This window comes from Pseudomonas sp. Rh2 (assembly GCF_040762985.1).
In the GTDB taxonomy this organism is placed as follows: domain Bacteria; phylum Pseudomonadota; class Gammaproteobacteria; order Pseudomonadales; family Pseudomonadaceae; genus Aquipseudomonas; species Aquipseudomonas taiwanensis.
The window spans coordinates 1,218,527-1,243,227 of the sequence record NZ_CP142890.1; the positions used below are offsets into that span (position 1 = coordinate 1,218,527).

A 24,701-nucleotide genomic window follows, 5' to 3' on the forward strand; every position below is an offset into this window, starting at 1 on the left:
AAGTTACCGGGCGCGCCATGGCGCCCGGCCCCTTTCACTTTAGTGATGAACCAGCATGCCGGTCAGCCAGTAAGCCTGGATCAGGGTGATCAGGCCGACGATGGTGGCGAAGAACAGGCTGTGCTTGACGGTGAAGCGGAACAGGTCGGATTCCTTGCCGACCAGGCCGGTCGCGGCGCAGGCCACGGCGATCGACTGCGGCGAGATCATCTTGCCGGTCACGCCGCCGCTGGTGTTGGCAGCCACCAACAGGGTGTCGTTGACCCCGATCTGGTGCGCGGTGGTGGCCTGCAGCGAGCTGAACAGCGCGTTGGACGAGGTGTCGGAACCGGTCAGGAACACGCCCAGCCAGCCGAGGAACGGCGAGAAGAACGGGAACGCAGCGCCAGTACCAGCCAGCACCAGTGCCAGGGTCGACGACATGCCCGAGTAGTTGGTGACGAAGGCGAAGGCCAGCACCATGCCAATCGAGAGAATGGGCCAGCGCAGCTCCCAGAGGGTTTCCTTGAAAGTGGTCAGACCAGTTTTGACGTTGATCTTGAGCACTGCCATGGAGATCAGCGCCGACAGGAAGATCGCGGTGCCGGTGGCGGAGATTGGGTCGAGCTTGAACACGGCCGGCATTGCGGTGGCGGTGGTGACGATCGGCGCGGTCTTGATCACCAGCTGGTCAAGGTGCGGGATGGCGAAGTTGAACACGAAGTTGTACATCGAGCCGCCAGCGGCGAAGGCGGCTTTGAACGGCTTCAGGGTCCAGAGGGTGACCAGCACGGTGAGGATCAGGAACGGCGACCAGGCCTTGAAGATCTCGCCCAGGCTGTAGGGCGAAGGCTGGCTGCCACCGCTGCTGACCACGGCGGCGCCGACACTGCCCTTGGCTTCTGCGAACGAACGCTTGGGTTGCCACACTTTCAGGAACAGGGTCAGGGCGATCAGGCTGGCCAGTGCCGAGGTGATGTCCGGCAGTTCTGGGCCGATGAAGTTCGAGGTGAAGTACTGGGTGACGGCGAAGCTCAGGCCTGCGACCAGGGCTGCTGGCCAGGTTTCTTTCACGCCGCGCAGGCCGTCCATCATGAACACCAGCCAGAACGGTACGAACAGCGACAGCAGCGGCAGTTGACGACCGGTCATGGCGCCAATGTGGAAGGCGTCGATACCGGTGACCTGGCCCGCAACGATGATCGGGATACCCAGGGCGCCGAAGGCGACGGGCGCGGTGTTGGCGATCAGGCACAGACCGGCGGCGTACAGCGGGTTGAAGCCCAGGCCGACCAGCAGCGCGGCCGTGATGGCCACCGGTGCGCCGAAGCCGGCCGCGCCTTCGAGGAAGGCACCGAAGCAGAAGCCGATCAGCAGCACCTGCAGGCGTTGGTCATCGGTGATCGACAGCACCGAGCTGCGGATGACTTCGAACTGGCCGCTCTTGACCGTGAGTTTGTAGAGGAACACCGCGGCAACGATGATCCAGGCAATTGGCCAGAGGCCGTAGAGGAAGCCATAACCGGCGGCGGCGAAGGCCATGTCGGCAGGCATCTGGAAGGCGAAGATCGCCACCAGGATCGACAGTGCAAGGGTGATGCTGCCGGCGACGTGGCCTTTGAGGCGGAACACGGCGAGCGCGAGGAAGAAGAACACGATAGGGATGACCGCCGCCAGTGCGGACAGGCCGAGACTACCAAGCGGGGTATAGAGTTGTTGCCAGGTTTGCATATGGGGTGGCCCCTAATTGTTGTTGGTCAGGCACTGGCATTGGATAATTGGTAATACCAATTTACAATGGCTGGACGCTAGGTTAAAAGCGCTGTCGTGGGTGTGTCAATTTGTCCGAGGCAAAACTTTGGTCGCGTGCCGATGAGTGGCCAGCTGATTGGCTGGCAAAATCCATAGCTGATGGGTGTCTGCGCGGCGCGGATCGGCGAGAATAGACGCCCCCCGAAACAAGCAGGGGGTTCGTGGAGAGCATGTGATGGTTTTTGATCAGGTCCGCCAACGGCGTCTGTCCGACGACATCGTCGATCGGTTGGAAGGGATGATTCTCGAGGGTACCTTGACCTCCGGGCAGCGGCTTCCTGCGGAGCGCGTGCTGGCCGAGCAGTTCGGGGTGTCCCGTCCGTCGCTGCGCGAGGCCATCCAGAAGCTGGTGGCCAAAGGGTTGCTGGTCAGCCGTCAGGGTGGCGGCAACTATGTCGCGCAGAGCCTCGGTTCGACCTTCAGTGACCCTCTGCTCCAGCTGCTCGAGCACAGCGCCGAGGCGCAGCGCGATTTGCTCGAGTTTCGCCATACCCTGGAGGCGTCCTGCGCCTATTACGCGGCGCAGCGTGCCACCGAGCCTGATCGCGTGCGCCTGAAGGCAGCATTCGACACCTTGCAGGACTGCTATACCCGGGTCGATGAAGTCACCCGGGCGGAGGAGGGCGCAGCCGATGCGCGTTTCCACTTGGCCATTGCCGAGGCCAGCCACAATGCGGTGCTGCTGCACACCATCCGTGGGTTGTTCGACCTGCTCAAGCGTAACGTGGTGACCAATATCGGCGGCATGTACCAGCAGCGCTCAGAAACCCGGGACATGCTGATCAGTCAGCACCGGGAGCTGTACCTGGCGATTGTCGAGGGAAGGGCTGACGATGCGCGGGAGGTGTCCAGCCGGCACATTCTGTATGTGCAGGAGGTGCTGGAGGAGGCGCATGAAGAGGCGCAGCGGGTCGCGCGGGCGGAGCGGCGTAGCGGGCGTTGAGTACGCTGGCCTTTTCGCGGGTTTGCCCGCGAAAGGGCCAGCGCAGGCCGAAGCGTATTACTATTCCTTGCCCTTGTTGCGCACCGCACGCTGCAGCTCGCGGTTGGAGTCGCGTTCGCGCATGGTATCGCGCTTGTCGAACTCCTTCTTGCCCTTGCCAAGCGCGATTTCGCACTTGATCAGGTGCTTGCTCCAGTACAGCGACAGCGCCACGCAGGTGTAGCCTTTTTGCGCCACGGAGGCTTCCACGCGCTCGAGCTCGCGCTTGTTCAGCAGCAGCTTGCGGGTGCGGGTGGGGTCGGCGATGACATGCGTGCTGGCGGTGGTCAGCGGGGTGATGTGGCTGCCGAACAGCCAGGCCTCGCCATCCTTGAGCAGCACGTAGCTGTCGGTCAGGTGTGCCTTGCCGGCCCGCAGGCTCTTTACTTCCCAACCGGACAGGACCAGTCCGGCCTCGAACTTGTGTTCGATGAAGTAATCGTGTCGCGCCTTCTTGTTTTGCGCGATGGTCCCGGTCGGATGTTTCTTTTGTTTAGCCATAGGGGCGGCATTATAGGCAGTCGCTGCGTCGTCGGCTACGGGATTTCAGTGTGCTTGAGCCAGTGGAATGAATACCGGACAATACGGGCCCTGTCTTTTGCACAGAACCTGTTTTCGGCACGCTGCGAAGCGCCGCCACCCAGCCTTGGAAGTGACGCCTGGATGACTACCCATATTCAACGCTCCGCCCTGCTGCCGTATCCCGCCCAGGCGCTGTACGATCTGGTCAACGACGTAGCCAGCTACCCGAAGTTCCTGCCCTGGTGCTCGGCATCGACCGTGATCGAAGCCAGCGATACGCACATGCGCGCGAAGCTGGAAGTGGCCAAGGGTGGCATGAGCCAGCAGTTTGTAACGAGCAATGTGCTGGTGCCAGGCCAGTCCATCGAGATGAATCTCGAAGAAGGGCCGTTCACCCAGTTGCATGGTGTATGGGTGTTCAAGCCGCTGGGTGAAAAGGCCTGCAAGATCAGCCTGGACCTGTCCTTCGACTATGCCGGGCCTATCGTGCGGGCAACCCTGGGGCCGTTGTTCAACCAGGCGGCGAATACCCTGGTAGATGCGTTCTGCCAGCGCGCCAAGCAGCTCAATGGTTGAGCGCTCGCTGAAAATCGAAGTGGTCTACGCCACGCCCGAGCGCCAGTGGTTGCTTGCCTGCGAAGTGCCCCGTGGTACGACCGTACGCGAGGCGTTGCGTGTTTCGGGGATTGCGGGGCAGGTGGCCGGTCTGGATGTCGAAGGTTGCCCTGTGGGCATTTTCGGCAAGGTGGTCAGTGACCCGGCGGTGCGCGAGGTAGAGGAGGGCGATCGCCTGGAGATCTATCGGCCCCTGCTGGTCGACCCTCTGGAGGCGCGCAAGCAGCGCGCCGCCAAGGCCAGGGCCAAGCGCTAGTCGCCTGGGGTGCACAAAAAAGCCCGGATGCGATCCGGGCTTTTTGTTGTCCGCAATATTACTGCGGCGAGGTTTCCAGCGGTGCTGGGGTCGGGACCGGGGTGGTCTCGATGGTGTCGATTTCGCGCTGGATGGATTCTTCCACCGAACCGGGTTTGGCAGGTTTTTCTTCCGGCTGCGGCGTCGGTTGGCCTTCGCCGGCTGGGCTGACGGTGGTGTCGCCGCTGCCGCCGAGAATTTCCTGGTCCTTGCTCACGCCGGGCATGAAGTCGCCGGACAGGCTGACCAGTTGGTCGCTTTCGTTGAAGAAGACGCTCATGCGCTCCTGCTGGCGCTGCCCGCCACCAGGCTGCAGACTGTACAGGTAGTCCCAGCGGTTGGTGTTGAACGTGTCCTGAATCAGCGGGTTGCCCATGATAAACCTTACTTGCCGGCGGGTCATTCCGGGACGTAATTGGTCTATCATGTCTTGCGTAACGACATTGCCCTGCTGGATGTCGATTTTGTAAACCCCGGGAAACGAGCAACCGGCGAGTGCGAGCAGTCCCACAAAGGTGAGGCTGGTTAGCAAGAGCTTGGTGTTTTGCATCGGTGGGCGACTTCCACTATCTTGGCTGGACAACGTAAACCCCGATCATACCCGTATTAAGAGAAGCTGCGAAGCAGCATCGGCGAGAAAGCTGACCATGGTTGAAAATAGCGAATTGCGCAAAGCCGGTCTCAAGGTGACCCTGCCTCGAGTCAAGATCCTTCAAATGCTGGACTCGACCGAGCAGCGTCACATGAGTGCCGAGGATGTCTACAAGGCGCTGATGGAGGCGGGCGAGGACGTCGGTCTGGCTACTGTTTATCGCGTACTGACCCAGTTCGAAGCAGCGGGTCTGGTGGTTCGCCACAACTTCGACGGCGGTCATGCAGTGTTCGAGCTGGCGGACGGCGGTCACCACGACCATATGGTCAACGTGGACACCAGCGAAGTCATCGAATTCATGGATGCCGAGATCGAAAAACGTCAGAAAGAGATCGTCGCCGAGCATGGCTACGAGCTCGTGGACCACAATCTGGTCCTGTATGTACGTAAGAAGAAGTAACGATTTTTATCGTTGTTCATGACAAAGGCGACCTCAGGGTCGCCTTTGTACTTTAGGGCTCGGGTGATTCATGTCTGCCCAATCGCCAGCGCGCCGGCTCGGACACGGTTCCGGTGGGCCCGAAGATCTCAAGCCTTCCCGCTGACCACCATCTTGCGCGCATGCGCCAGGGATTCCTTGGTCAAGTCGATACCGCCGAGCATCCGCGCCACTTCCTCGACCCGCTCGCGCTTGGCCAGGCTGGTCACTGCGGTGTGAGTGGTGTCGCTGTTGCGCACCTTGTGCACGAACAAATGGTGATGCCCTTGTGCGGCGACTTGCGGTAGGTGGGTCACGGTCAGGACCTGGCCGCGTTCACCCAATCGGCGCAGCAACTGGCCGACGATTTCGGCGGTGGGGCCGCCGATGCCGACGTCGACTTCGTCGAACACCAGCGTCGGGATGCGGGAGGTTTGAGCAGTGATCACCTGGATCGCCAGGCTGATGCGTGACAGTTCACCGCCCGAGGCCACCTTGGCCAGGCCCTTTAGGGGTTGCCCAGGGTTGGCGCTGACCAGCAGTTCGATCTGCTCAAGGCCGTGGGGCGACAGTTCCTGGCCGTCGTTTGGTGTCAGTTCGATGCAGAAACGCCCGCCGGGCATGCCCAGGCGCTGGATCTCCTGCTCGACGGCAGTTGCCAGCTGGCTGGCGGCCTGCCGACGCAGTGCGCTCAGTTCGCTGGCCTTCTCTTTATAGTGGTGGGCGTAGGCGGTCAGCTCATCGCCCAGGCGTTCGATGGATTCGTCACTGGCATTGAGCCCTTCCAGCTCTTCCATCAGCTGTTGTTGCAGGTGCGGTAGCTCGGTCGGGTGCACGCGGTGCTTGCGTGCCAGGGTGTAGAGGGTGTCGAGGCGTTCTTCCAGGGCTTGCAGGCGCATGGGGTCGGCATCGAAGTTGTCCAAGAAGCGGTTGAGTTCGCCCACGGCCTCTTCGACCTGGATCTGCGCGCTGGCGATCAGGTTGGCGGCCTCTGCCAGTGCCTTGGGGGCATGGTTGGCGGCGCCCAGCCGGTTGAGGCTGGAGGTGAGGGCGCTCAGCACATTGCCCGAGTCGCTCTCGCTGCACTGGTCGATGACCTGGCGGCAAATGCCGAACAGCGCCTCGGCACTGGTCAGGTTCTTGTGTTCCTGTTCGAGTTGTTCGAGTTCGTTTTCGCCCAGGCCCAGGTTGTCGAGTTCTTCCAGTTGATAGCTGAGCAGCTGATGGCGAGCGCGTTGCTCGTCGCTCGAGTTGGTCAGGCGCTCCAGTTCGAGGCGGGTCTGGTTCCAGCGTTTGGCGGCCAATTGCACCTGGCGCGCCAGGTCGATGGCACCGGCATATTCGTCCAGCAGGCGGCGATGGGTGTCGGTCTTGAGCAGCGACTGGTGTTCGTGCTGGCTGTGAATGTCGATCAGCAGTTCGCCCAGCGCCTTCAGGTCGCCCAGCGGGCAGGGTGTGCCGTTGATGTAGCCGCGGCTTCGGCCCTCGGCGGTGATGACCCGGCGCAGGATGCACGGCCCGTCGATGTCCAGGTCGCGTTCGGCCAACCAGGCGCGTGCCTCGGGGATGTCCACCAGGTCGAAGGTGGCGAGGATGTCCGCCTTGTCTGCGCCGGGACGCACAACGCCGCTGTCGGCACGGTCACCCAGGGTGAGGCCGAGGGCGTCGAGCATGATCGACTTGCCTGCGCCGGTCTCACCGGTGATGACGGACATGCCACGGGCCAGTTCGAGGTCGAGGTGCTCGACGATGGCGTAGTTGTGAATGGACAGGTGCACCAGCATGAGGGCGGCTCCCGAAGCGGTTGGTCTGGTTATTTATACAGTAGTTTTTTCGAGGCTGACAATGCCCGTTGGCAGATTCTTGCGTTGCCTGAAAACCACATTGCCCCTTGAAGCCTGTTTTTCCGGCCCCATATAGCCGACAAACAAGGCGAGCCAGGCTCGCAGACCAGAAATTTGCGGAGGAGAACACCCATGGCTGACGAACAGCTGGATGAAAACACCCTTAATACCGAAGAGGCTGGTGCGACGTCCGTCGATGCCCGCGTCCAGGAGCTAGAGGAGCAGCTGGCCGCCGCCAAGGATCAGTCCCTGCGCACCGCCGCCGAACTGCAGAACATTCGCCGTCGTGCCGAGCAGGACGTCGAGAAGGCGCACAAGTTCGCCCTTGAGAAATTCGCCGGCGACCTGCTGCCGGTCATCGACAGCCTGGAACTCGCCCTGACGCACTCCAGTGCCGAAGACGAGCACGTCAAGCAGATTCGCGAAGGCGTCGAGCTGACCCTGAAGATGTTCCAGGACACCCTCAAGCGCTACAACCTCGAAGCCATCGACCCGCACGGCCAGCCGTTCAATGCCGAGCACCATCAGGCGATGGCCATGCAGGAAAGCGCCACTGTCGAGCCTAACAGCGTGCTGAACGTGTTCCAGAAGGGCTACCTGCTCAATGGCCGCCTGCTGCGCCCCGCCATGGTGGTGGTCAGCAAGGCGCCAGCAGCGCCACAACCTTCTATCGATGAAAAGGCTTGAAATCCGTCAGGGCATCCCCATCTAGGTGTCAAGCCTTCAAGTATTACCGCAGTTGGCTGAATGAAGTCGCTGCTACCAAATTCAAGTTTCGGGAGATTCAACATGGGTAAAATCATCGGTATCGACCTGGGGACCACCAACTCGTGCGTCTCCATTCTGGAAAACGGTAACGTCAAAGTCATCGAGAACGCCGAGGGCGCGCGTACTACCCCTTCGATCGTGGCTTACGCCAACGATGGCGAAATCCTGGTTGGCCAGTCGGCCAAGCGCCAGGCCGTCACCAACCCGCACAACACCCTGTTCGCCGTGAAGCGTCTGATTGGCCGTCGCTTCGAAGAAGACGTCGTGCAGAAAGACATCAAGCTGGTGCCGTACAAGATCGTCAAAGCCAACAATGGTGACGCTTGGGTCGAGGCCGGCGGCAAGGAAATGGCTCCGCCGCAAATCAGCGCCGAAGTCCTGAAGAAAATGAAGAAGACCGCCGAAGACTACCTCGGCGAGCCGGTCACCGAAGCGGTCATCACCGTTCCGGCCTACTTCAACGACAGCCAGCGTCAGGCCACCAAGGACGCCGGCCGCATCGCGGGTCTGGACGTAAAACGCATCATCAACGAACCGACCGCTGCTGCCCTGGCCTATGGCATGGACAAAGCGAAGGGCGACCACACCGTGATCGTCTATGACCTCGGTGGTGGTACCTTCGACGTTTCCGTGATCGAGATCGCTGAAGTCGACGGCGAGCACCAGTTCGAAGTACTGGCCACCAACGGTGACACCTTCCTGGGTGGTGAAGACTTCGACATGCGCCTGATCGACTACCTCGTCGACGAATTCAAGAAAGAGTCGGGCATGGATCTGAAGAACGATCCGCTGGCCCTGCAACGTCTGAAAGAAGCGGCTGAAAAGGCCAAGATCGAGCTGTCCTCGTCTCAGTCGACCGACGTCAACCTGCCGTACATCACTGCGGACGCTACCGGTCCTAAGCACCTGAACGTGAAGATTTCCCGCGCCAAGCTGGAATCGCTGGTCGAAGACCTGGTCAACCGTACCATCGAGCCTTGCCGCATCGCGCTGAAAGACGCGGGTATCGACGCAAGCAAGATCGACGACGTGATCCTGGTCGGTGGCCAGACCCGTATGCCGATGGTGCAGAAAGCCGTTGCCGACTTCTTCGGTAAAGAAGCACGTAAGGACGTCAACCCGGACGAAGCCGTTGCCATGGGCGCAGCCATTCAAGGCGCGGTACTGGCCGGTGACGTGAAGGACGTACTGCTGCTGGACGTCAGCCCGCTGACCCTGGGTATCGAAACCATGGGCGGCGTGATGACTCCGCTGATCGAGAAGAACACCACCATCCCGACCAAGAAGTCGCAGGTGTTCTCGACTGCCGATGACAACCAGGGCGCCGTGACCATCCACGTTCTGCAGGGTGAGCGTAAGCAGGCTGCTCAGAACAAGTCGCTGGGCAAGTTCGACCTGGCCGACATTCCGCCGGCCCCGCGCGGTGTGCCGCAGATCGAAGTGACCTTCGACATCGACGCCAACGGCATCCTGCACGTCAGCGCCAAAGACAAGGCCACCGGCAAGTCGCAGTCGATCGTGATCAAGGCCAACTCCGGTCTGTCGGACGAAGAAATCGAGCGCATGGTGCGTGACGCCGAGGCCAACGCCGAGGAAGACCGCAAGTTCGAAGAGCTGGCCGCTGCCCGTAACCAGGGTGACGCGCTGGTTCACTCGACTCGCAAGATGGTCGCTGACGCCGGTGACAAGGTTACCGCCGAAGAAAAAACCGCCATCGAAGCTGCGGTCGTTGCCCTGGAAGCCGCCGTCAAAGGCGACGACAAGGCTGCCATCGATGCCAAGGTCGAGGAGCTGTCGAAAGTCTCCGCGCCAGTGGCTCAGAAGATGTACGCCGAACAGGCTCAGCAGCCGCAGGGCGGTGCCCAGCAGGCTGAGCCGGAAGCCAAGCACGATGACGTGGTTGACGCCGAGTTCGAAGAAGTGAAAGACAACAACAAGCAGTAATCCCTGCATGTTGTCGGCCAGTTGAGCGTCATTTGACGATGAACTGGTAGGATGTCGCCGCGCGGGGGCTTGCTCCCGCGTTGGTGTGTCTGGAATACGAGAATTTTTACAGCATCTGTCAGGGCGCTTTGGGCGTGTAGCGGCAGGTGCTGACGGCATGGAGCATGCCGAACGCCCTCAAGAGTGCAAATGACCTATGGCAAAGCGTGATTATTATGAGGTCCTGGGTGTCGAGCGTGGCGCCAGCGAAGGTGACCTCAAGAAGGCTTATCGCCGCCTGGCGATGAAGTACCACCCCGACCGCAACCCGGATGACAAGGCGTCGGAAGAGCAGTTCAAGGAGGTCAGCGAGGCCTATGAAGTGCTGTCCGACGCGAACAAGCGTGCATCCTACGACCAGTATGGCCATGCCGCTTTCGACGCTGGCATGGGTGGCGGTGGCGGCGCTGGTTTCGGTGGTGCCAACTTCTCTGACATCTTCGGTGATGTCTTCAGTGATTTCTTCGGCGGCGGACGCGGTGGTGCTCGTGGCGGCGCGCAGCGCGGCAGCGACCTGCGATACACCCTGGAGCTGAATCTGGAAGAGGCTGTGCGCGGTACCACGGTCAATATCCGGGTGCCTACGCTGGTCAACTGCAAACCCTGCGACGGTTCGGGTGCGAAGAAGGGGTCGACCCCATCCACCTGCCCGACCTGCGGCGGTGCTGGCCAGGTACGCATGCAGCAGGGCTTCTTCGCCGTGCAGCAAACCTGCCCCCGTTGCCATGGGCAAGGCAAGATCATCACCGACCCTTGCACCTCTTGCCATGGCGAAGGCCGTGTCGAGGAATACAAGACCCTTTCGGTCAAGGTGCCGGCGGGCGTCGATACCGGCGACCGCATCCGCCTGTCCGGTGAGGGCGAGGCCGGTACCCATGGTGGCCCGACCGGCGACCTGTACGTGGTCATCAATGTGCGTGAGCACGCGATCTTCCAGCGTGATGGCAAGCATCTGTACTGCGAAGTGCCGATCAGCTACACCGATGCGGCCCTGGGCGGTGAGCTGGAAGTGCCGACCCTCGATGGTCGGGTCAAGTTGAAGATCCCCGAAGGCACCCAGACCGGCAAGCAGTTCCGCCTGCGTGGCAAGGGCGTGGCGCCGGTGCGTGGGGGTGCGGCGGGCGACCTGCTGTGCCGTGTCGCGGTGGAAACGCCGGTCAACCTCAGCCGCCGTCAGCGCGAGCTGCTTGAAGAACTGCGCGATTCGCTCGATGGCGACAGCTCTCATTCGCCCAAGGCCAGTGGCTGGTTCGAGGGTGTGAAGCGCTTCTTCGGCGATCTCTGACAAGGAACAGACGTATGCGACGTATTGCAGTGATGGGCGCGGCGGGGCGGATGGGCAAGACCCTCGTCGAGGCCGTGCAGCAACAGGCGCCTCAGGCAGGCCTGACGGCGGCGATCGATCGCCCCGACAGTTCCCTGGTGGGGGCGGATGCGGGTGAGTTGGCGGCCCTGGGCCGTATTGGCGTGCCGATTTCCGACGATCTGGCCAAGGTCGCCGACGAGTTCGATGTGCTGATCGACTTCACCCATCCCTCGGTCACCCTGAAGAACCTGGCGTTCTGCCGCAAGGCAGGCAAGGCCATGGTCATCGGTACCACTGGCTTTACCCCGGAAGAAAAGCAGCAACTGGTCGAGGCGGGCAAGGAGATTCCGATCGTCTTCGCCGCCAACTTCAGCGTTGGCGTCAACCTGTGCCTCAAGCTGCTGGATACCGCAGCGCGGGTATTGGGCGACGATGTGGATATCGAGATCATCGAGGCGCACCACCGACACAAAGTCGATGCACCTTCGGGTACCGCCCTGCGCATGGGTGAGGTGGTTGCCCAGGCGTTGGGGCGCGATCTGCAGGAAGTGGCCGTTTACGGTCGCGAAGGCCAGACTGGCGCGCGCGATCGTCAGACCATCGGTTTCGCTACTGTGCGTGCCGGTGACGTAGTCGGTGACCACACCGTGCTGTTCGCCGCCGAAGGCGAGCGCGTGGAGATCACCCACAAGGCGTCCAGCCGCATGACCTTTGCCAAGGGTGCCGTGCGTGCGGCGCTGTGGCTGGATGGGCGTGAGCCGGGCCTGTACGACATGCAGGATGTGCTCGAGCTGCGTTAAGCAGGTCGAGCGGCGGTGGCTTCATCGCGGTAAGCCTGCTCCCGCTCCCGCATGGAATGGCGTTGCTCCGAGGTTTGGCGCGGTGTCTGTAGGAGCGGGTTTACCCGCGAAGGGGTTTTCAGGGATGTCAGTCTGTCGCAATCATGTGTTTTAGAGACACATATGCGGTAGACCTAAAACGCACTTTTCTGTAAGCTACAGCTTTAGTGTGTCCACTAAAAGCGCGCAGCGAATTGAATTCAGCACATGAAAGCGGGGTGACGTGTCCATACGTCACTCCGCTTTTTTGCAACCTGCGATCGCCCTTTCATGCTTGATTAACGGGAGGTCTTCTTGACAAAGCCAGCCATACTCGCCCTTGCCGATGGCAGTATTTTCCGCGGTGAAGCCATCGGAGCCGACGGTCAGACCGTTGGTGAGGTGGTGTTCAACACTGCTATGACCGGCTACCAGGAAATCCTTACTGATCCTTCCTACGCGCAGCAAATCGTTACCCTGACCTACCCGCACATCGGTAATACCGGCACCACCCCGGAAGATGCCGAGTCGAACCGCGTCTGGTCCGCTGGCCTGGTCATCCGTGACCTGCCGCTGCTGGCCAGCAACTGGCGTAACACCCAGTCGCTGCCTGAGTACCTGAAGGCCAACAACGTCGTCGCCATCGCCGGTATCGACACCCGTCGCCTGACCCGCATCCTGCGTGAGAAGGGCGCCCAGAACGGTTGCATCCTGGCCGGTGACAACATCAGCGAAGAAGCCGCCATCGCCGCTGCCCGCGCCTTCCCGGGCCTCAAGGGCATGGACCTGGCCAAGGTCGTTTCCACCAAAGAGCGCTACGAGTGGCGTTCCAGCGTGTGGGAGCTGAAAACCGACAGCCACCCGACCATTGACGCTGCCGACCTGCCTTACCACGTGGTGGCCTTCGACTACGGCGTCAAGCTGAACATCCTGCGCATGCTGGTCGCCCGCGGCTGCCGCGTGACCGTGGTGCCTGCCCAGACCCCGGCGAGCGAAGTCCTGGCAATGAATCCAGATGGCGTGTTCCTGTCCAACGGCCCTGGTGACCCCGAGCCTTGCGACTACGCGATCCAGGCGATCAAGGAAATTCTGGAAACCGAGATCCCGGTCTTCGGTATCTGCCTCGGCCACCAGCTGCTGGCCCTGGCCTCCGGCGCCAAGACCGTCAAGATGGGTCATGGCCACCACGGTGCCAACCACCCGGTCCAGGACCTGGACACCGGCGTGGTGATGATCACCAGCCAGAACCACGGTTTCGCCGTCGACGAAGCCACCCTGCCGGGCAATGTCCGCGCCATCCACAAGTCGCTGTTCGACGGCACCCTGCAGGGTATCGAGCGCACCGACAAGAGCGCGTTCAGCTTCCAGGGCCACCCTGAAGCGAGCCCAGGCCCGACCGACGTCGCGCCACTGTTCGATCGTTTCATCGATGCCATGGCCAAGCGCCGCTGAGCATCCTGCTTCAAGGCCCCGGGCCGGCTCGTGCCGCGCCCGGAAGCGCCTGACCCAGATTGTTCAAGACGGCTTGCCGACTGACCCGCGGATTTGAGTGACAACCCAATGCCAAAACGTACAGACATTAAAAGCATCCTGATTCTCGGCGCTGGCCCGATCGTGATCGGCCAGGCCTGCGAATTCGACTATTCCGGCGCCCAGGCCTGCAAGGCCCTGCGCGAGGAAGGTTTCCGCGTCATCCTGGTGAACTCCAACCCAGCCACCATCATGACCGACCCGGCCATGGCCGATGCCACCTACATCGAGCCGATCAAGTGGCAATCGGTGGCCAAGATCATCGAGAAAGAGCGTCCGGATGCCCTGCTGCCGACCATGGGCGGTCAGACCGCACTGAACTGCGCCCTGGACCTGGAGCGCCACGGCGTTCTGGAGAAATTCGGCGTAGAGATGATCGGTGCCAACGCCGACACCATCGACAAGGCCGAAGACCGTTCGCGCTTCGACAAGGCGATGAAAGCCATTGGCCTGGAGTGCCCGCGTTCCGGTATCGCCCACAGCATGGAAGAGGCCAACGCCGTTCTCGAGCGCCTGGGCTTCCCGTGCATCATCCGTCCGTCGTTCACCATGGGTGGCACCGGTGGCGGTATCGCCTACAACCGTGAAGAGTTCGAAGAAATCTGCGCCCGTGGTCTGGACCTGTCGCCGACCAAGGAGCTGCTGATCGACGAATCGCTGATCGGCTGGAAGGAATACGAGATGGAGGTGGTCCGTGACAAGAAGGACAACTGCATCATCGTCTGCTCCATCGAAAACTTCGACCCGATGGGTGTGCACACCGGTGACTCCATCACTGTCGCTCCGGCGCAAACGCTGACCGACAAGGAATACCAGATCATGCGTAACGCCTCGCTGGCGGTACTGCGTGAAATCGGCGTCGAAACCGGCGGTTCCAACGTTCAGTTCGGTATCTGCCCGAACACCGGCCGCATGGTCGTGATCGAGATGAACCCGCGTGTATCGCGCTCCTCGGCCCTGGCCTCGAAGGCTACCGGCTTCCCGATCGCCAAGATCGCCGCCAAGCTGGCCGTGGGTTACACCCTCGACGAACTGCAGAACGACATCACCGGCGGCCGCACTCCGGCTTCCTTCGAGCCGTCGATCGACTACGTCGTCACCAAGCTGCCGCGCTTCGCCTTCGAGAAATTCCCGAAAGCCGACGCCCGCCTGACCACCCAGATGAAGTCGGTCGGTGAAGTCATGGCCATCGGCCGTACCTTCCAGGAATCCCTGCAGAAAGCCCTGCGCGGCCTGGAAGTCGGTGCCTGCGGTCTGGACCCGAAAGTCGACCTGGCCAGCCCTGACGCCAACAGCATCCTCAAGCGCGAGCTGACCGTACCGGGCGCCGAGCGTATCTGGTACGTGGCCGACGCCATGCGTGCTGGCATGACGTGCGAAGAAATCTTCAAGCTGACCGGCATCGACATGTGGTTCCTGGTGCAGATGGAAGATCTCATCAAGGAAGAAGAGAAGGTCAAGACCCTGGCCCTGTCGGCCATCGACAAGGACTACATGCTGCGCCTCAAGCGCAAGGGCTTCTCTGACCAGCGTCTGGCCAAGCTGCTCGGCATCACCGACAAGAACCTGCGTCGTCACCGCCACAAGCTGGAAGTGTTCCCGGTCTACAAGCGCGTCGACACCTGCGCCGCCGAGTTCGCCACCGATACCGCCTACCTGTACTCGACCTACGAGGAAGAGTGCGAGGCCAATCCGTCGACCCGCGACAAGATCATGATCCTGGGTGGCGGCCCGAACCGTATCGGTCAAGGTATCGAGTTCGACTACTGCTGCGTACACGCTGCCCTGGCGCTGCGTGATGACGGTTACGAGACCATCATGGTCAACTGCAACCCGGAAACCGTTTCCACCGACTACGACACCTCGGACCGTCTGTACTTCGAGCCGCTGACCCTGGAAGACGTGCTGGAAGTCTGCCGCGTCGAGAAACCAAAGGGCGTCATCGTCCACTACGGTGGCCAGACCCCGCTGAAGCTGGCTCGCGCCCTTGAAGAAGCTGGCGTGCCGATCATCGGTACCAGCCCGGACGCGATCGACCGCGCCGAAGACCGTGAGCGTTTCCAGCAGATGGTTCAGCGCCTGAACCTGCGCCAGCCGCCAAACGCCACCGTGCGCAGCGAAGACGAAGCCATCCGTGCCGCTGGCGACATCGGCTACCCGCTGGTCGTGCGTCCGTCGTACGTACTGGGCGGTCGCGCCATGGAGATCGTCTACGAACTGGACGAGCTCAAGCGCTACCTGCGTGAAGCGGTCCAGGTCTCCAACGACAGCCCGGTGCTGCTCGACCACTTCCTCAACTGCGCCATCGAAATGGACGTGGATGCGGTGTGCGACGGCACCGACGTGGTGATCGGCGCGATCATGCAGCACATCGAACAGGCCGGTGTTCACTCCGGTGACTCGGCGTGCTCGCTGCCACCTTACTCGTTGAGCAAGGAAGTCCAGGACGAAGTCCGTGACCAGGTGCGCAAGATGGCCCTGGAACTGGGTGTCGTCGGCCTGATGAACGTGCAGCTGGCCCTGCAGGGCGACAAGATCTACGTGATCGAAGTCAACCCGCGTGCGTCGCGTACCGTTCCGTTCGTTTCCAAGTGCATCGGTACTTCCCTGGCGATGATCGCGGCGCGCGTCATGGCGGGTAAAACGCTCAAAGAGCTGGGCTTCACCCAGGAAATCATCCCGAACTTCTACAGCGTCAAGGAAGCCGTCTTCCCGTTCGCCAAGTTCCCAGGTGTTGACCCGATCCTCGGCCCTGAGATGAAATCTACCGGTGAAGTGATGGGTGTCGGCGACAGCTTCGGTGAAGCCTTCGCCAAGGCCCAGATGGGCGCCAGCGAAGTGCTGCCGACCGGCGGTACTGCGTTCATCAGCGTGCGTGACGACGACAAGCCACAAGTGGCTGGCGTTGCCCGCGACCTGATCGCCCTGGGCTTTGAAGTGGTTGCAACTGCCGGTACCGCCAAGGTGATCGAGGCGGCTGGCCTGAAAGTGCGCCGTGTGAACAAAGTGACCGAAGGTCGCCCGCATGTGGTCGACATGATCAAGAACGACGAAGTGTCGCTGATCATCAACACCACCGAAGGTCGCCAGTCGATCGCCGATTCCTACTCGATTCGTCGCAATGCGCTGCAGCACAAGATCTACTGCACGACCACCATTGCGGCAGGTGAAGCCATCTGCGAAGCGCTGAAATTCGGCCCTGAGAAGACCGTTCGCCGCTTGCAGGATCTGCATGCAGGACTTAAAGCATGAGCATTACCAAGTACCCGATGACCGTCCAGGGCGCTCGCGCCCTGGAAGAGGAACTGACCTTCCTGAGCAAGACCGAGCGCCCGCGCCTGAGCCAGGCGATCGGTGAAGCGCGTGAGCTGGGCGACCTCAAGGAAAACGCCGAGTACCATGCTGCCCGCGAAGAGCAGGGCATGGTCGAGGCGCGTATCCGTGACATCGAAGGCCGTCTGCAGAACTCGGTGGTGATCGATGTCACCACCATCGCGCACACCGGCAAGGTGATCTTCGGTACCACCGTGGACCTGGAGAACACCGAGACCGGCGATCAGGTGACCTACCAGATCGTGGGCGAGGACGAAGCCGACGTGAAGAAAGGCAAGCTGTCGAACAGTGCGCCGATCGCCCGTGCCATCATCGGCAAGGAAGAAGGTGACACCGTTGTCGTCAAGACGCCAAACGGTACGGTCGAGTACGAGATTGTCGAAGTCAAGCACATCTGACCGGCGCCTTCGGGCGCCCTCCCTCGAGGGAATCCTCTGGCAGCTGGCCCAGGTCTTCTGGGTTGGCGGCCTCTGGGTGTTCCATGTGGGTTTGGTGCCTGCGCTCAAGGTCAGTGGCCTGGCGCCATTGCTGGTGCAGGATATCGCTGGGCAGATTGACCGCTGGTTGATCGGCGTGGCGTTGCTTGGGCTGTTGACCCAGCTGGCGGTGCTGGCGAGGGTGGAGGGCCTGGCGGCCTGGTGGCGGCAGTTTCGCGGCCAGATGCTGTTGCTCGGCTTCGGTGCTTGCGTGGGGTACTACACCCTGCGCTATGGCATCTCGATAGGCGAGCGCTGGCAGATGTTCTGTTTTCTGGTGCTGGGCTTCTCCGGCATCGTGCTGGTAGCCCAGCCTGTCCCGGTCAAGACGCGTTCACCGCGCCACTGACAGGGAAGGCGCCGAGGCCTCGACGCTGGCAAGCCGGCCCCCACAGGGTGAATACCTGCGGGGGCCTTTCCGTTACTTGTAACGGTGGATGTTGGACAGCTGCTTGTTCGGCTGCGGGTTCTTGCGGTAGATCAGCGCTTTCTTGCCGATGGTCTGCACCAGCTCCGCGCGGCCAGCCTTGCACAGCTCGGCGATGGCGGCGGCACGTTCTTCACGATCTTCGGAGCGAATCTCGACCTTGATCAGTTCGTGGTCGGTGAGTGCACGTTCCAGTTCGGCGATGACGCCTTCGTTCAAGCCGTTGCCAGCCACGATCAAGACCGGCTTCAGGTCATGACCAATGGATTTGTACTGTTTCTTCTGCTCGTTATTGAGCGGCATAATCTGACCCTTTTCGTCTGATTCTGTAAAATTGACGGGCATTTTACCCGAGGGCCCGTGGCTCCGCCCAGTCAAACACGACGCATATCATCGAGGTGCCCCGTGGCGCAACGTTCCAAAAGCAGCCATAACTGGCTGAGAGAGCATTTCAACGATCCTTTCGTCAAGCAGGCGCAAAAGGATGGCTACCGCTCGCGCGCGAGCTACAAGCTGCTTGAGATCCAGGAAAAGGACCGACTGATCCGTCCTGGCATGAGCGTGATCGACCTGGGCGCCGCCCCGGGAGGCTGGTCGCAGGTGACCAGTCGTCTGATTGGTGGGCAGGGTCGCTTGATCGCATCCGACATCCTGGAAATGGACGCGATCCCCGACGTTACCTTCATTCAGGGCGATTTCACCCAGGATGAAGTCCTCGCCAGCATTCTGCAGGCAGTCGGCGATTCGCACGTGGACCTTGTGATTTCCGACATGGCCCCCAATATGAGTGGTACGCCTGCGGTGGACATGCCGCGCGCCATGTTCCTGTGTGAGCTGGCCCTCGATCTGGCCACCCGCGTCCTCAAGCCGGGCGGCGATTTCCTGATCAAGATTTTCCAGGGCGAAGGTTTTGACGTGTACCTCAAGGACGTGCGCAGCAAGTTCGACAAGGTACAGATGCGCAAGCCGTCGTCCTCGCGGGATCGCTCGCGTGAGCAATACCTGCTGGCCAGGGGCTTCAAAGGGGTGTGAAAAGGCGGGTTGGGGGGTGGTCGATAGTTATTTCCAATCGCCCGCCCCCTCAGGATCGTCCGAACTTCGTGTAGTCTAGGTTTCACAAAGGGTTACAGACGGTGCCTGCGGATGCGTAGGTAATGTAGTAAGTTAGGCGACGAATATCATGCGAGGCACGGCTGCGTCGTGCGCCGGCCTCAGAGGGTAGCGAATTGAACGACATGGCAAAGAATCTGATCCTCTGGTTGATCATCGCGGCGGTCCTGGTGACGGTGATGAACAACTTCTCGAGCCCTAACGAGCCGCAGACCCTCAACTACTCCGACTTCATCCAGCAGGTAAAAGACGGGAAAGTCGAGCGTGTGACCGTCGATGGCTACATCATTACCGGCAAGCGTTCCGACGGCGACAACTTCAAGACCGTGCGTCCGGCCATTACCGACAATGGCCTGATCGGCGACCTGGTCGACAATCACGTCATCATCGAAGGCAAGCAGCCTGAGCAACAGAGCATCTGGACGCAGCTGCTGGTAGCCAGCTTCCCGATCCTGGTGATCATCGCCGTCTTCATGTTCTTCATGCGCCAGATGCAAGGCGGCGCGGGGGGCAAGGGCGGGCCGATGAGCTTCGGCAAGAGCAAGGCGCGCCTGTTGTCCGAAGACCAGGTCAAGACCACCCTGGCCGACGTCGCAGGTTGCGACGAAGCCAAGGAAGAGGTTGGCGAGCTGGTCGAGTTCCTGCGCGATCCGGGCAAGTTCCAGCGCCTGGGTGGCCGTATTCCGCGTGGCGTACTGATGGTAGGCCCGCCCGGTACCGGTAAGACCTTGCTGGCCAAGGCCATCGCCGGTGAAGCGAAAGTGCCGTTCTTCACCATTTCCGGTTCCGACTTCGTGGAAATGTTCGTGGGTGTCGGTGCCAGCCGCGTCCGTGACATGTTCGAGCAGGCCAAGAAGCACGCGCCTTGCATCATCTTCATCGACGAGATCGACGCCGTGGGTCGCCACCGTGGCGCGGGCATGGGCGGTGGTCACGACGAGCGCGAACAAACCCTCAACCAGTTGCTGGTCGAGATGGATGGCTTCGAAATGAACGATGGCATCATCGTCATTGCCGCCACCAACCGTCCGGACGTACTGGACCCTGCGCTGCTGCGTCCCGGCCGTTTCGACCGTCAGGTCGTGGTCGGCCTGCCGGATATCCGCGGCCGTGAACAGATTCTCAAGGTGCACATGCGCAAGGTGCCGGTCGGCGAGAACGTCAATCCGGCGGTCATCGCCCGTGGTACCCCTGGCTTCTCCGGTGCCGACCTGGCCAACCTGGTCAACGAGGCTTCGCTGTTCGCCGCACGCTCCAACAAGCGCCTGGTCGAAATGAAAGAGTTCGAACTGGCCAAGGACAAGATCATGATGGGCGCCGAGCGCAAGACCATGGTCATGTCCGAGAAGGAAAAACAGAACACTGCCTACCACGAGGCGGGTCATGCCATCGTCGGTCGTCTGGTGCCTGAGCATGACCCGGTCTACAAGGTGTCGATCATTCCTCGTGGCCGCGCCCTGGGCGTGACCATGTTCCTGCCGGAAGAGGACCGCTACAGCCTGTCCAAGCGCGCGTTGATCAGCCAGATCTGCTCGCTGTACGGTGGCCGTATCGCCGAGGAAATGACCCTGGGCTTCGACGGTGTCACCACGGGTGCCTCCAACGACATCATGCGTGCCAGCCAGATCGCCCGGAACATGGTGACCAAGTGGGGCCTGTCCGAGAAACTCGGCCCGCTGATGTACGCCGAAGAGGAGGGCGAGGTGTTCCTCGGCCGCAGCGCTGCCAGCCAGCACGCCAGTGTCTCCGGTGAAACCGCCAAGCTGATCGACTCGGAAGTGCGCAGCATCATCGACCAGTGCTATGCCACGGCCAAGCAACTGCTGACCGACAACCGCGACAAGCTCGATGCCATGGCCGAGGCGCTGATGAAGTACGAGACCATCGACGCCGAGCAGATCGACGATATCATGGCCGGCCGTCCACCCCGCGAACCGCGTGACTGGGACGACGACTCGGCTTCGGGCACCTCTGCAACCCAGGGTGATCGCCCAGAGTCGCCGATTGGCGGCCCAGCGGCACAACACTAAGGGCACTTATGAGCTCACAGCAGTACCCGACCCGGTTGCCTTGCGGCAACCGGGTTCTTGATTTGTCCCGTACCCATGTCATGGGTATTCTCAATGTCACCCCCGACTCCTTCTCCGACGGCGGGCGCTTCAATCAGCGCGACGAAGCGCTTCGGCATGCCGAGGCGATGGTCGCTGCAGGCGCCACGCTGATCGACATCGGTGGCGAGTCGACCCGGCCTGGCGCGCGGGCAGTATCGGTTACTGAAGAGCTCGAGCGCGTGGCGCCGATGGTCGAGGCGATCAACAGTCGCCTGGATGTGGTGATTTCCGTGGATACGTCCACCCCGGCCGTGATCCGCGAGTCGGCGCGCCTGGGGGCCGGCCTGATCAACGACGTGCGCGCGCTGGAGCGCGACGGTGCACTGGATGCCGCTGCCGATACCGGCCTGCCGGTCTGCCTCATGCACATGCGTGGCGAGCCGGGCAATATGCAGGATGATCCACATTACGACGATGTGACCGCCGACGTTGCGCGCTATCTTGAACAGCGGATGGCGGCCTGCGCAGCGGCCGGTATCGACGCTGACCGAATCATTCTTGATCCTGGCTTCGGTTTCGCCAAGACCCTGGCGCATAACCTGAGCCTGTTCAAACACATGGAAGCGCTCTACCGCTTGGGGCGCCCGCTTTTGGTGGGCGTTTCGCGCAAAAGCATGATCGGCTTGACCCTGGATCGCCCGGTGGGCGAGCGGTTGTACGGCAGTCTTGCGCTGGCGGCATTGGCGATGACCAAGGGTGCTAGCATCCTGCGCGTCCATGACGTGGCCGAGACCGTTGATGTCGTGCGCATGATCGCTGCGGTACAGAACGCCGAATAAGAACATTGGAGTCCCTATGAGCAGAAAATACTTTGGTACCGACGGCATTCGTGGCCGCGTCGGCGAATACCCGATCACACCGGATTTCATGCTGAAACTGGGTTGGGCTGCGGGCATGGCTTTCCGCAAGCAGGGCAATTGCCGAGTGCTGGTAGGCAAGGACACCCGTATCTCCGGGTACATGTTCGAATCGGCGCTCGAAGCCGGTCTTTCTGCCGCCGGTGCCGATGTCATGCTGCTCGGGCCGATGCCGACGCCGGCCATCGCCTACCTCACCCGGACCTTCCATGCCGAAGCGGGGATCGTCATCAGCGCCTCGCACAACCCGCATGACGACAATGGCATCAAGTTCTTCTCGGGCCAGGGCACCAAGCTGCCGGACGAAGTCGAGCTGATGATCGAGGAGTTGCTGGACCAGCCGATGACAGTGGTCGAGTCGAGCAAGCTGGGCAAGGTGTCCCGTATCAACGACGCCGCCGGTCGCTACATCGAGTTCTGCAAGAGCAGCGTGCCGAGCAGCACCAGTTTCGAAGGCCTCAAGCTGGTGGTCGACTGCGCCCATGGCGCTACCTACAAGGTTGCGCCCAGCGTGTTCCGTGAGTTGGGCGCTCAGGTGACCGTGCTGCATGCCCAGCCGGACGGCCTCAACATCAACGAGAATTGCGGATCCACGCACATCGAGTCGCTGCAGGCTGCCGTACTGGTCGGCCACGCCGACCTGGGCATCGCATTCGATGGCGATGGGGACCGTGTGCTGATGGTCGACCACACCGGCGCCATCGTCGACGGAGACGAATTGCTGTTCATCATCGCGCGCGACCTGCACGAGCGCGGCAAGCTGCAGGGTGGCGTAGTGGGTACCCTGATGAGCAACCTCGGCCTGGAGCTGGCGCTCAAGGACCTGGATATTCCGTTCGTGCGGGCCAAGGTCGGCGACCGCTATGTCATGGCGGAGTTGCTCGAGCGCGAGTGGCTGGTTGGCGGGGAAAACTCCGGGCACGTGGTTTGCTGCAACCACACCACCACTGGCGATGCGATCATTGCCGCGCTGCAGGTGCTGTTGTCGCTCAAGCGCCGTGGCGAGACCCTGGCGCAGGCCCGCCAGGCCGTTCGCAAATGCCCACAGGTGCTGATCAACGTGCGCTTTGGCGCAAGCAAGGTCGACCCGCTGGAGCATCCTGCGGTGAAGGAGGCCAGTGCCAAGGTCACCGAGGCGATGGCTGGGCGCGGACGGGTACTTTTGCGCAAGTCGGGTACCGAGCCGCTGGTGCGGGTCATGGTCGAAGGCGACGACGAAAACCAAGTGCGCAGCCACGCCGAAGCCTTGGCCAAGCTGGTCAGCGAAGTTTGTGCCTGAAATAGGCTTGCCAGCGCAGATCTGGTTGGGTAAGATCTGCGCCCACTTTGACCGACGAGGTAAAGCATGCGTCGCCCCATGGTAGCTGGTAACTGGAAGATGCACGGTACCCGCGCCAGCGTCGCTGAGCTGATCCAGGGCTTGGGCAATATGTCCTTGCCAGACGGTGTGGAAGTCGCGGTGTTTCCGCCGGCGCTGTTCATCAATCAAGTCATTGATGGGCTGCAAGGCAGGGGGATCATCGTAGGTGCACAGAATTCTGCGGTAAAACCCGAAGAGGGTGCGCTGACGGGTGAAATTGCACCCAGTCAGTTGGTTGAAGCAGGTTGCAAGTTGGTTCTGATTGGCCATTCCGAACGCCGCCAAATTATGGGTGAAACTGAGGAAGTGCTGAAAGATAAGTTTGCAGCTGCTCAACTTAGTGGTTTAATGCCGGTGCTTTGCGTAGGGGAAACTCTCGAAGAGCGCGAGGCGGGCAAGACGCTTGAAGTTGTCGGGCGTCAACTAAGCAGTATCATCGATGCATTCGGTGTTAAGGCTTTTGCCAATGCAGTAATTGCTTATGAGCCCGTGTGGGCCATTGGCACAGGTTTGACGGCTTCGCCGCAACAAGCGCAGGATGTGCATGCAGCCATTCGCGCGCAGTTGGCGGCGGAAGACGCCGAAGTTGCCGCGAACGTGCAGCTTCTCTACGGCGGCAGCGTGAAGGCGGCCAATGCGGCTGAGCTGTTCGGCATGCCGGATATCGATGGGGGGCTCATTGGTGGAGCGTCCCTGAACGCAGACGAATTCGGTGCAATTTGTCGCGCCGCAGGAAACTGAACAAATGCTGGAAACAGTTATCGTTGTTTTTCATCTGTTGGCAGCGCTGTCACTCGTAGTGCTGGTTCTGTTGCAACAGGGTAAAGGTGCGGAAGCAGGTGCATCTTTCGGCGCAGGTGCCTCTAATACTGTGTTCGGAAGCCAAGGTTCTGCTACCTTCCTGAGTAAATTGACTGCTATACTCGCTGCCACTTTCTTTTTGACAGCACTTGGGTTAGGATACTTCGCCAAGCAACAAGCTCACCAGCTGAGCCAGGCGGGTCTCCCAGATCCAGCGGTACTGGAAGTGAAAGAGCAGAAGCCGGCAGTTAATGATGATGTACCGGTGCTCCAGGAGCAGAAGAGCGAAACCACCAACGCTGGTGACGTACCTCCTCCGGCTCAAGAGCAGAAGTAACGGGTTTCAAGTAGTAATATTGCCGAGGTGGTGGAATTGGTAGACACGCAACCTTGAGGTGGTTGTGCCCATAGGGTGTAGGGGTTCGAGTCCCCTTCTCGGTACCAATTAAAGCTTGAGAGCCCGCTTTAGCGGGCTTTCTTGCAGGTGGAGGTTAGATTGACCCTGTAGCGGGTTCAGTCTTATACTTTCGCCCCAGCTTTGTCGCGGGGTGGAGCAGCTTGGTAGCTCGTCGGGCTCATAACCCGAAGGTCGTTGGTTCAAATCCAGCCCCCGCAACCAGCTTCAGCGGAGCCCCTTTTCAGGGGCTTTTTGCTAGCCGAACAGTTATCGGCGTCGTTGTCCAACGGCGCTTTCAGGGATGG

Annotated in this window: 23 protein-coding genes and 2 tRNA genes; 20 read left to right on the plus strand and 5 right to left on the minus strand. The window is 61.2% G+C overall.

The window, feature by feature from the left end; translation table 11 throughout:
• Nucleotides 1-39: 39 nt before the first annotated feature.
• A complete protein-coding gene (locus tag VXM67_RS05480; RefSeq protein ID WP_023378602.1) occupies nucleotides 40-1,710 on the minus strand; it encodes a lactate permease LctP family transporter in 1,671 nt (556 codons plus the stop codon).
• Nucleotides 1,711-1,966: 256 nt separating this feature from the next.
• Between VXM67_RS05480 and VXM67_RS05485 the strand changes: the two genes are divergently transcribed.
• The gene (locus VXM67_RS05485) at nucleotides 1,967-2,734 is read left to right on the plus strand and encodes an FCD domain-containing protein (RefSeq protein ID WP_023378603.1); all 768 of its coding nucleotides are present in this window, start codon (nucleotides 1,967-1,969) and stop codon (nucleotides 2,732-2,734) included.
• Nucleotides 2,735-2,794: 60 nt separating this feature from the next.
• Here VXM67_RS05485 and smpB read toward each other — a convergent pair whose 3' ends face one another.
• The gene (gene smpB / locus VXM67_RS05490; RefSeq protein WP_367237544.1) at nucleotides 2,795-3,274 is read right to left on the minus strand and encodes an SsrA-binding protein SmpB; all 480 of its coding nucleotides are present in this window, start codon (nucleotides 3,272-3,274) and stop codon (nucleotides 2,795-2,797) included.
• A gap of 162 nt (nucleotides 3,275-3,436) precedes the next feature.
• On the opposite strand from smpB, the gene VXM67_RS05495 reads away from it, so the two are divergent.
• Nucleotides 3,437-3,871, plus strand: a complete 435-nt coding sequence (locus VXM67_RS05495; RefSeq protein ID WP_023378606.1) for a type II toxin-antitoxin system RatA family toxin — start codon at nucleotides 3,437-3,439, stop codon at nucleotides 3,869-3,871.
• Nucleotides 3,864-4,166 (plus strand): RnfH family protein, encoded by a 303-nt coding sequence (locus VXM67_RS05500; RefSeq protein WP_104882192.1) that lies wholly within the window; start codon nucleotides 3,864-3,866, stop codon nucleotides 4,164-4,166. Before VXM67_RS05495 ends, VXM67_RS05500 begins: the two co-directional genes overlap by 8 nt.
• A 58-nt stretch (nucleotides 4,167-4,224) precedes the next feature.
• On the opposite strand, the gene VXM67_RS05505 is transcribed toward VXM67_RS05500, so the two are convergent.
• Nucleotides 4,225-4,755 (minus strand): outer membrane protein assembly factor BamE, encoded by a 531-nt coding sequence (locus VXM67_RS05505; protein ID WP_023378608.1) that lies wholly within the window; start codon nucleotides 4,753-4,755, stop codon nucleotides 4,225-4,227.
• Between the two features lie 97 nt (nucleotides 4,756-4,852).
• On the opposite strand from VXM67_RS05505, the gene fur reads away from it, so the two are divergent.
• Nucleotides 4,853-5,257, plus strand: a complete 405-nt coding sequence (gene fur / locus VXM67_RS05510; RefSeq protein WP_023378609.1) for a ferric iron uptake transcriptional regulator — start codon at nucleotides 4,853-4,855, stop codon at nucleotides 5,255-5,257.
• A 128-nt stretch (nucleotides 5,258-5,385) separates the two neighbouring features.
• On the opposite strand, the gene recN is transcribed toward fur, so the two are convergent.
• Nucleotides 5,386-7,059, minus strand: coding sequence for a DNA repair protein RecN (gene recN, locus VXM67_RS05515; RefSeq protein WP_023378610.1), 1,674 nt, complete (start codon nucleotides 7,057-7,059; stop codon nucleotides 5,386-5,388).
• Between the two features lie 192 nt (nucleotides 7,060-7,251).
• Here recN and grpE point away from each other — a divergent pair, with 192 nt between their 5' ends.
• The 8 genes from grpE to VXM67_RS05555 all read left to right on the plus strand — a co-directional run bounded on the left by grpE (nucleotide 7,252) and on the right by VXM67_RS05555 (nucleotide 17,682).
• Complete coding sequence (gene grpE / locus VXM67_RS05520) at nucleotides 7,252-7,806, plus strand: nucleotide exchange factor GrpE (protein WP_023378611.1); 555 nt, start codon at nucleotides 7,252-7,254, stop codon at nucleotides 7,804-7,806.
• Nucleotides 7,807-7,908: 102 nt separating this feature from the next.
• Nucleotides 7,909-9,831 carry a molecular chaperone DnaK gene (gene dnaK / locus VXM67_RS05525; protein ID WP_023378612.1) on the plus strand — a complete coding sequence of 641 codons (1,923 nt, stop codon included), beginning with the start codon at nucleotides 7,909-7,911 and terminating at the stop codon, nucleotides 9,829-9,831.
• 196 nt (nucleotides 9,832-10,027) lie between these two features.
• Nucleotides 10,028-11,155: a molecular chaperone DnaJ gene (gene dnaJ, locus VXM67_RS05530; protein ID WP_023378613.1), complete on the plus strand. Its 1,128-nt coding sequence runs from the start codon at nucleotides 10,028-10,030 to the stop codon at nucleotides 11,153-11,155.
• Between the two features lie 14 nt (nucleotides 11,156-11,169).
• Nucleotides 11,170-11,976 carry a 4-hydroxy-tetrahydrodipicolinate reductase gene (gene dapB / locus VXM67_RS05535; protein WP_023378614.1) on the plus strand — a complete coding sequence of 269 codons (807 nt, stop codon included), beginning with the start codon at nucleotides 11,170-11,172 and terminating at the stop codon, nucleotides 11,974-11,976.
• Nucleotides 11,977-12,309: 333 nt separating this feature from the next.
• Complete coding sequence (gene carA, locus VXM67_RS05540) at nucleotides 12,310-13,446, plus strand: glutamine-hydrolyzing carbamoyl-phosphate synthase small subunit (protein WP_023378615.1); 1,137 nt, start codon at nucleotides 12,310-12,312, stop codon at nucleotides 13,444-13,446.
• A gap of 108 nt (nucleotides 13,447-13,554) precedes the next feature.
• On the plus strand, nucleotides 13,555-16,776 hold the full coding sequence (gene carB, locus VXM67_RS05545) for a carbamoyl-phosphate synthase large subunit (RefSeq protein ID WP_023378617.1): 3,222 nt from the start codon (nucleotides 13,555-13,557) through the stop codon (nucleotides 16,774-16,776).
• Complete coding sequence (gene greA, locus VXM67_RS05550; protein ID WP_023378618.1) at nucleotides 16,773-17,255, plus strand: transcription elongation factor GreA; 483 nt, start codon at nucleotides 16,773-16,775, stop codon at nucleotides 17,253-17,255. The genes carB and greA overlap by 4 nt, the downstream gene beginning before the upstream one ends.
• Nucleotides 17,233-17,682: an MFS transporter gene (locus tag VXM67_RS05555; protein ID WP_186598300.1), complete on the plus strand. Its 450-nt coding sequence runs from the start codon at nucleotides 17,233-17,235 to the stop codon at nucleotides 17,680-17,682. Before greA ends, VXM67_RS05555 begins: the two co-directional genes overlap by 23 nt.
• A 72-nt stretch (nucleotides 17,683-17,754) precedes the next feature.
• On the opposite strand, the gene yhbY is transcribed toward VXM67_RS05555, so the two are convergent.
• Complete coding sequence (gene yhbY / locus VXM67_RS05560) at nucleotides 17,755-18,063, minus strand: ribosome assembly RNA-binding protein YhbY (RefSeq protein WP_023378620.1); 309 nt, start codon at nucleotides 18,061-18,063, stop codon at nucleotides 17,755-17,757.
• Between the two features lie 102 nt (nucleotides 18,064-18,165).
• Between yhbY and rlmE the strand changes: the two genes are divergently transcribed.
• The 8 genes from rlmE (at nucleotide 18,166) to VXM67_RS05600 (ending at nucleotide 24,618) form a co-directional block, all read left to right on the plus strand.
• On the plus strand, nucleotides 18,166-18,792 hold the full coding sequence (gene rlmE / locus VXM67_RS05565) for a 23S rRNA (uridine(2552)-2'-O)-methyltransferase RlmE (protein ID WP_023378621.1): 627 nt from the start codon (nucleotides 18,166-18,168) through the stop codon (nucleotides 18,790-18,792).
• Nucleotides 18,793-18,995: 203 nt separating this feature from the next.
• Nucleotides 18,996-20,900: an ATP-dependent zinc metalloprotease FtsH gene (ftsH, locus tag VXM67_RS05570; protein WP_023378622.1), complete on the plus strand. Its 1,905-nt coding sequence runs from the start codon at nucleotides 18,996-18,998 to the stop codon at nucleotides 20,898-20,900.
• A gap of 8 nt (nucleotides 20,901-20,908) precedes the next feature.
• Complete coding sequence (gene folP, locus VXM67_RS05575; RefSeq protein ID WP_027908022.1) at nucleotides 20,909-21,760, plus strand: dihydropteroate synthase; 852 nt, start codon at nucleotides 20,909-20,911, stop codon at nucleotides 21,758-21,760.
• Between the two features lie 16 nt (nucleotides 21,761-21,776).
• Nucleotides 21,777-23,117, plus strand: a complete 1,341-nt coding sequence (glmM, locus tag VXM67_RS05580; RefSeq protein WP_023378624.1) for a phosphoglucosamine mutase — start codon at nucleotides 21,777-21,779, stop codon at nucleotides 23,115-23,117.
• A gap of 66 nt (nucleotides 23,118-23,183) precedes the next feature.
• Nucleotides 23,184-23,939, plus strand: a complete 756-nt coding sequence (tpiA, locus tag VXM67_RS05585) for a triose-phosphate isomerase (RefSeq protein ID WP_027908023.1) — start codon at nucleotides 23,184-23,186, stop codon at nucleotides 23,937-23,939.
• A gap of 4 nt (nucleotides 23,940-23,943) precedes the next feature.
• Nucleotides 23,944-24,336 (plus strand): preprotein translocase subunit SecG, encoded by a 393-nt coding sequence (secG, locus tag VXM67_RS05590; protein WP_023378626.1) that lies wholly within the window; start codon nucleotides 23,944-23,946, stop codon nucleotides 24,334-24,336.
• 21 nt (nucleotides 24,337-24,357) lie between these two features.
• A tRNA-Leu gene (locus VXM67_RS05595) sits at nucleotides 24,358-24,443 on the plus strand.
• Nucleotides 24,444-24,541: 98 nt separating this feature from the next.
• A tRNA-Met gene (locus VXM67_RS05600) sits at nucleotides 24,542-24,618 on the plus strand.
• Nucleotides 24,619-24,701: the final 83 nt, after the last annotated feature.

What these genes read in the sequence shown, in the direction of transcription:
- recN (WP_023378610.1), bottom strand. Translation starts at nt 7,059, where the DNA reads ATGCTGGTGCACCTGTCCATTCACAACTACGCCATCGTCGAGCACCTC.
- carB (WP_023378617.1), top strand. Translation starts at nt 13,555, where the DNA reads ATGCCAAAACGTACAGACATTAAAAGCATCCTGATTCTCGGCGCTGGC.
- dnaK (WP_023378612.1), top strand. Translation starts at nt 7,909, where the DNA reads ATGGGTAAAATCATCGGTATCGACCTGGGGACCACCAACTCGTGCGTC.
- dapB (WP_023378614.1), top strand. Translation starts at nt 11,170, where the DNA reads ATGCGACGTATTGCAGTGATGGGCGCGGCGGGGCGGATGGGCAAGACC.
- fur (WP_023378609.1), top strand. Translation starts at nt 4,853, where the DNA reads ATGGTTGAAAATAGCGAATTGCGCAAAGCCGGTCTCAAGGTGACCCTG.
- yhbY (WP_023378620.1), bottom strand. Translation starts at nt 18,063, where the DNA reads ATGCCGCTCAATAACGAGCAGAAGAAACAGTACAAATCCATTGGTCAT.
- VXM67_RS05500 (WP_104882192.1), top strand. Translation starts at nt 3,864, where the DNA reads ATGGTTGAGCGCTCGCTGAAAATCGAAGTGGTCTACGCCACGCCCGAG.
- secG (WP_023378626.1), top strand. Translation starts at nt 23,944, where the DNA reads ATGCTGGAAACAGTTATCGTTGTTTTTCATCTGTTGGCAGCGCTGTCA.
- VXM67_RS05495 (WP_023378606.1), top strand. Translation starts at nt 3,437, where the DNA reads ATGACTACCCATATTCAACGCTCCGCCCTGCTGCCGTATCCCGCCCAG.
- VXM67_RS05480 (WP_023378602.1), bottom strand. Translation starts at nt 1,710, where the DNA reads ATGCAAACCTGGCAACAACTCTATACCCCGCTTGGTAGTCTCGGCCTG.
- VXM67_RS05485 (WP_023378603.1), top strand. Translation starts at nt 1,967, where the DNA reads ATGGTTTTTGATCAGGTCCGCCAACGGCGTCTGTCCGACGACATCGTC.
- greA (WP_023378618.1), top strand. Translation starts at nt 16,773, where the DNA reads ATGAGCATTACCAAGTACCCGATGACCGTCCAGGGCGCTCGCGCCCTG.
- dnaJ (WP_023378613.1), top strand. Translation starts at nt 10,028, where the DNA reads ATGGCAAAGCGTGATTATTATGAGGTCCTGGGTGTCGAGCGTGGCGCC.
- smpB (WP_367237544.1), bottom strand. Translation starts at nt 3,274, where the DNA reads ATGGCTAAACAAAAGAAACATCCGACCGGGACCATCGCGCAAAACAAG.
- folP (WP_027908022.1), top strand. Translation starts at nt 20,909, where the DNA reads ATGAGCTCACAGCAGTACCCGACCCGGTTGCCTTGCGGCAACCGGGTT.
- tpiA (WP_027908023.1), top strand. Translation starts at nt 23,184, where the DNA reads ATGCGTCGCCCCATGGTAGCTGGTAACTGGAAGATGCACGGTACCCGC.
- glmM (WP_023378624.1), top strand. Translation starts at nt 21,777, where the DNA reads ATGAGCAGAAAATACTTTGGTACCGACGGCATTCGTGGCCGCGTCGGC.
- ftsH (WP_023378622.1), top strand. Translation starts at nt 18,996, where the DNA reads ATGGCAAAGAATCTGATCCTCTGGTTGATCATCGCGGCGGTCCTGGTG.
- grpE (WP_023378611.1), top strand. Translation starts at nt 7,252, where the DNA reads ATGGCTGACGAACAGCTGGATGAAAACACCCTTAATACCGAAGAGGCT.
- VXM67_RS05505 (WP_023378608.1), bottom strand. Translation starts at nt 4,755, where the DNA reads ATGCAAAACACCAAGCTCTTGCTAACCAGCCTCACCTTTGTGGGACTG.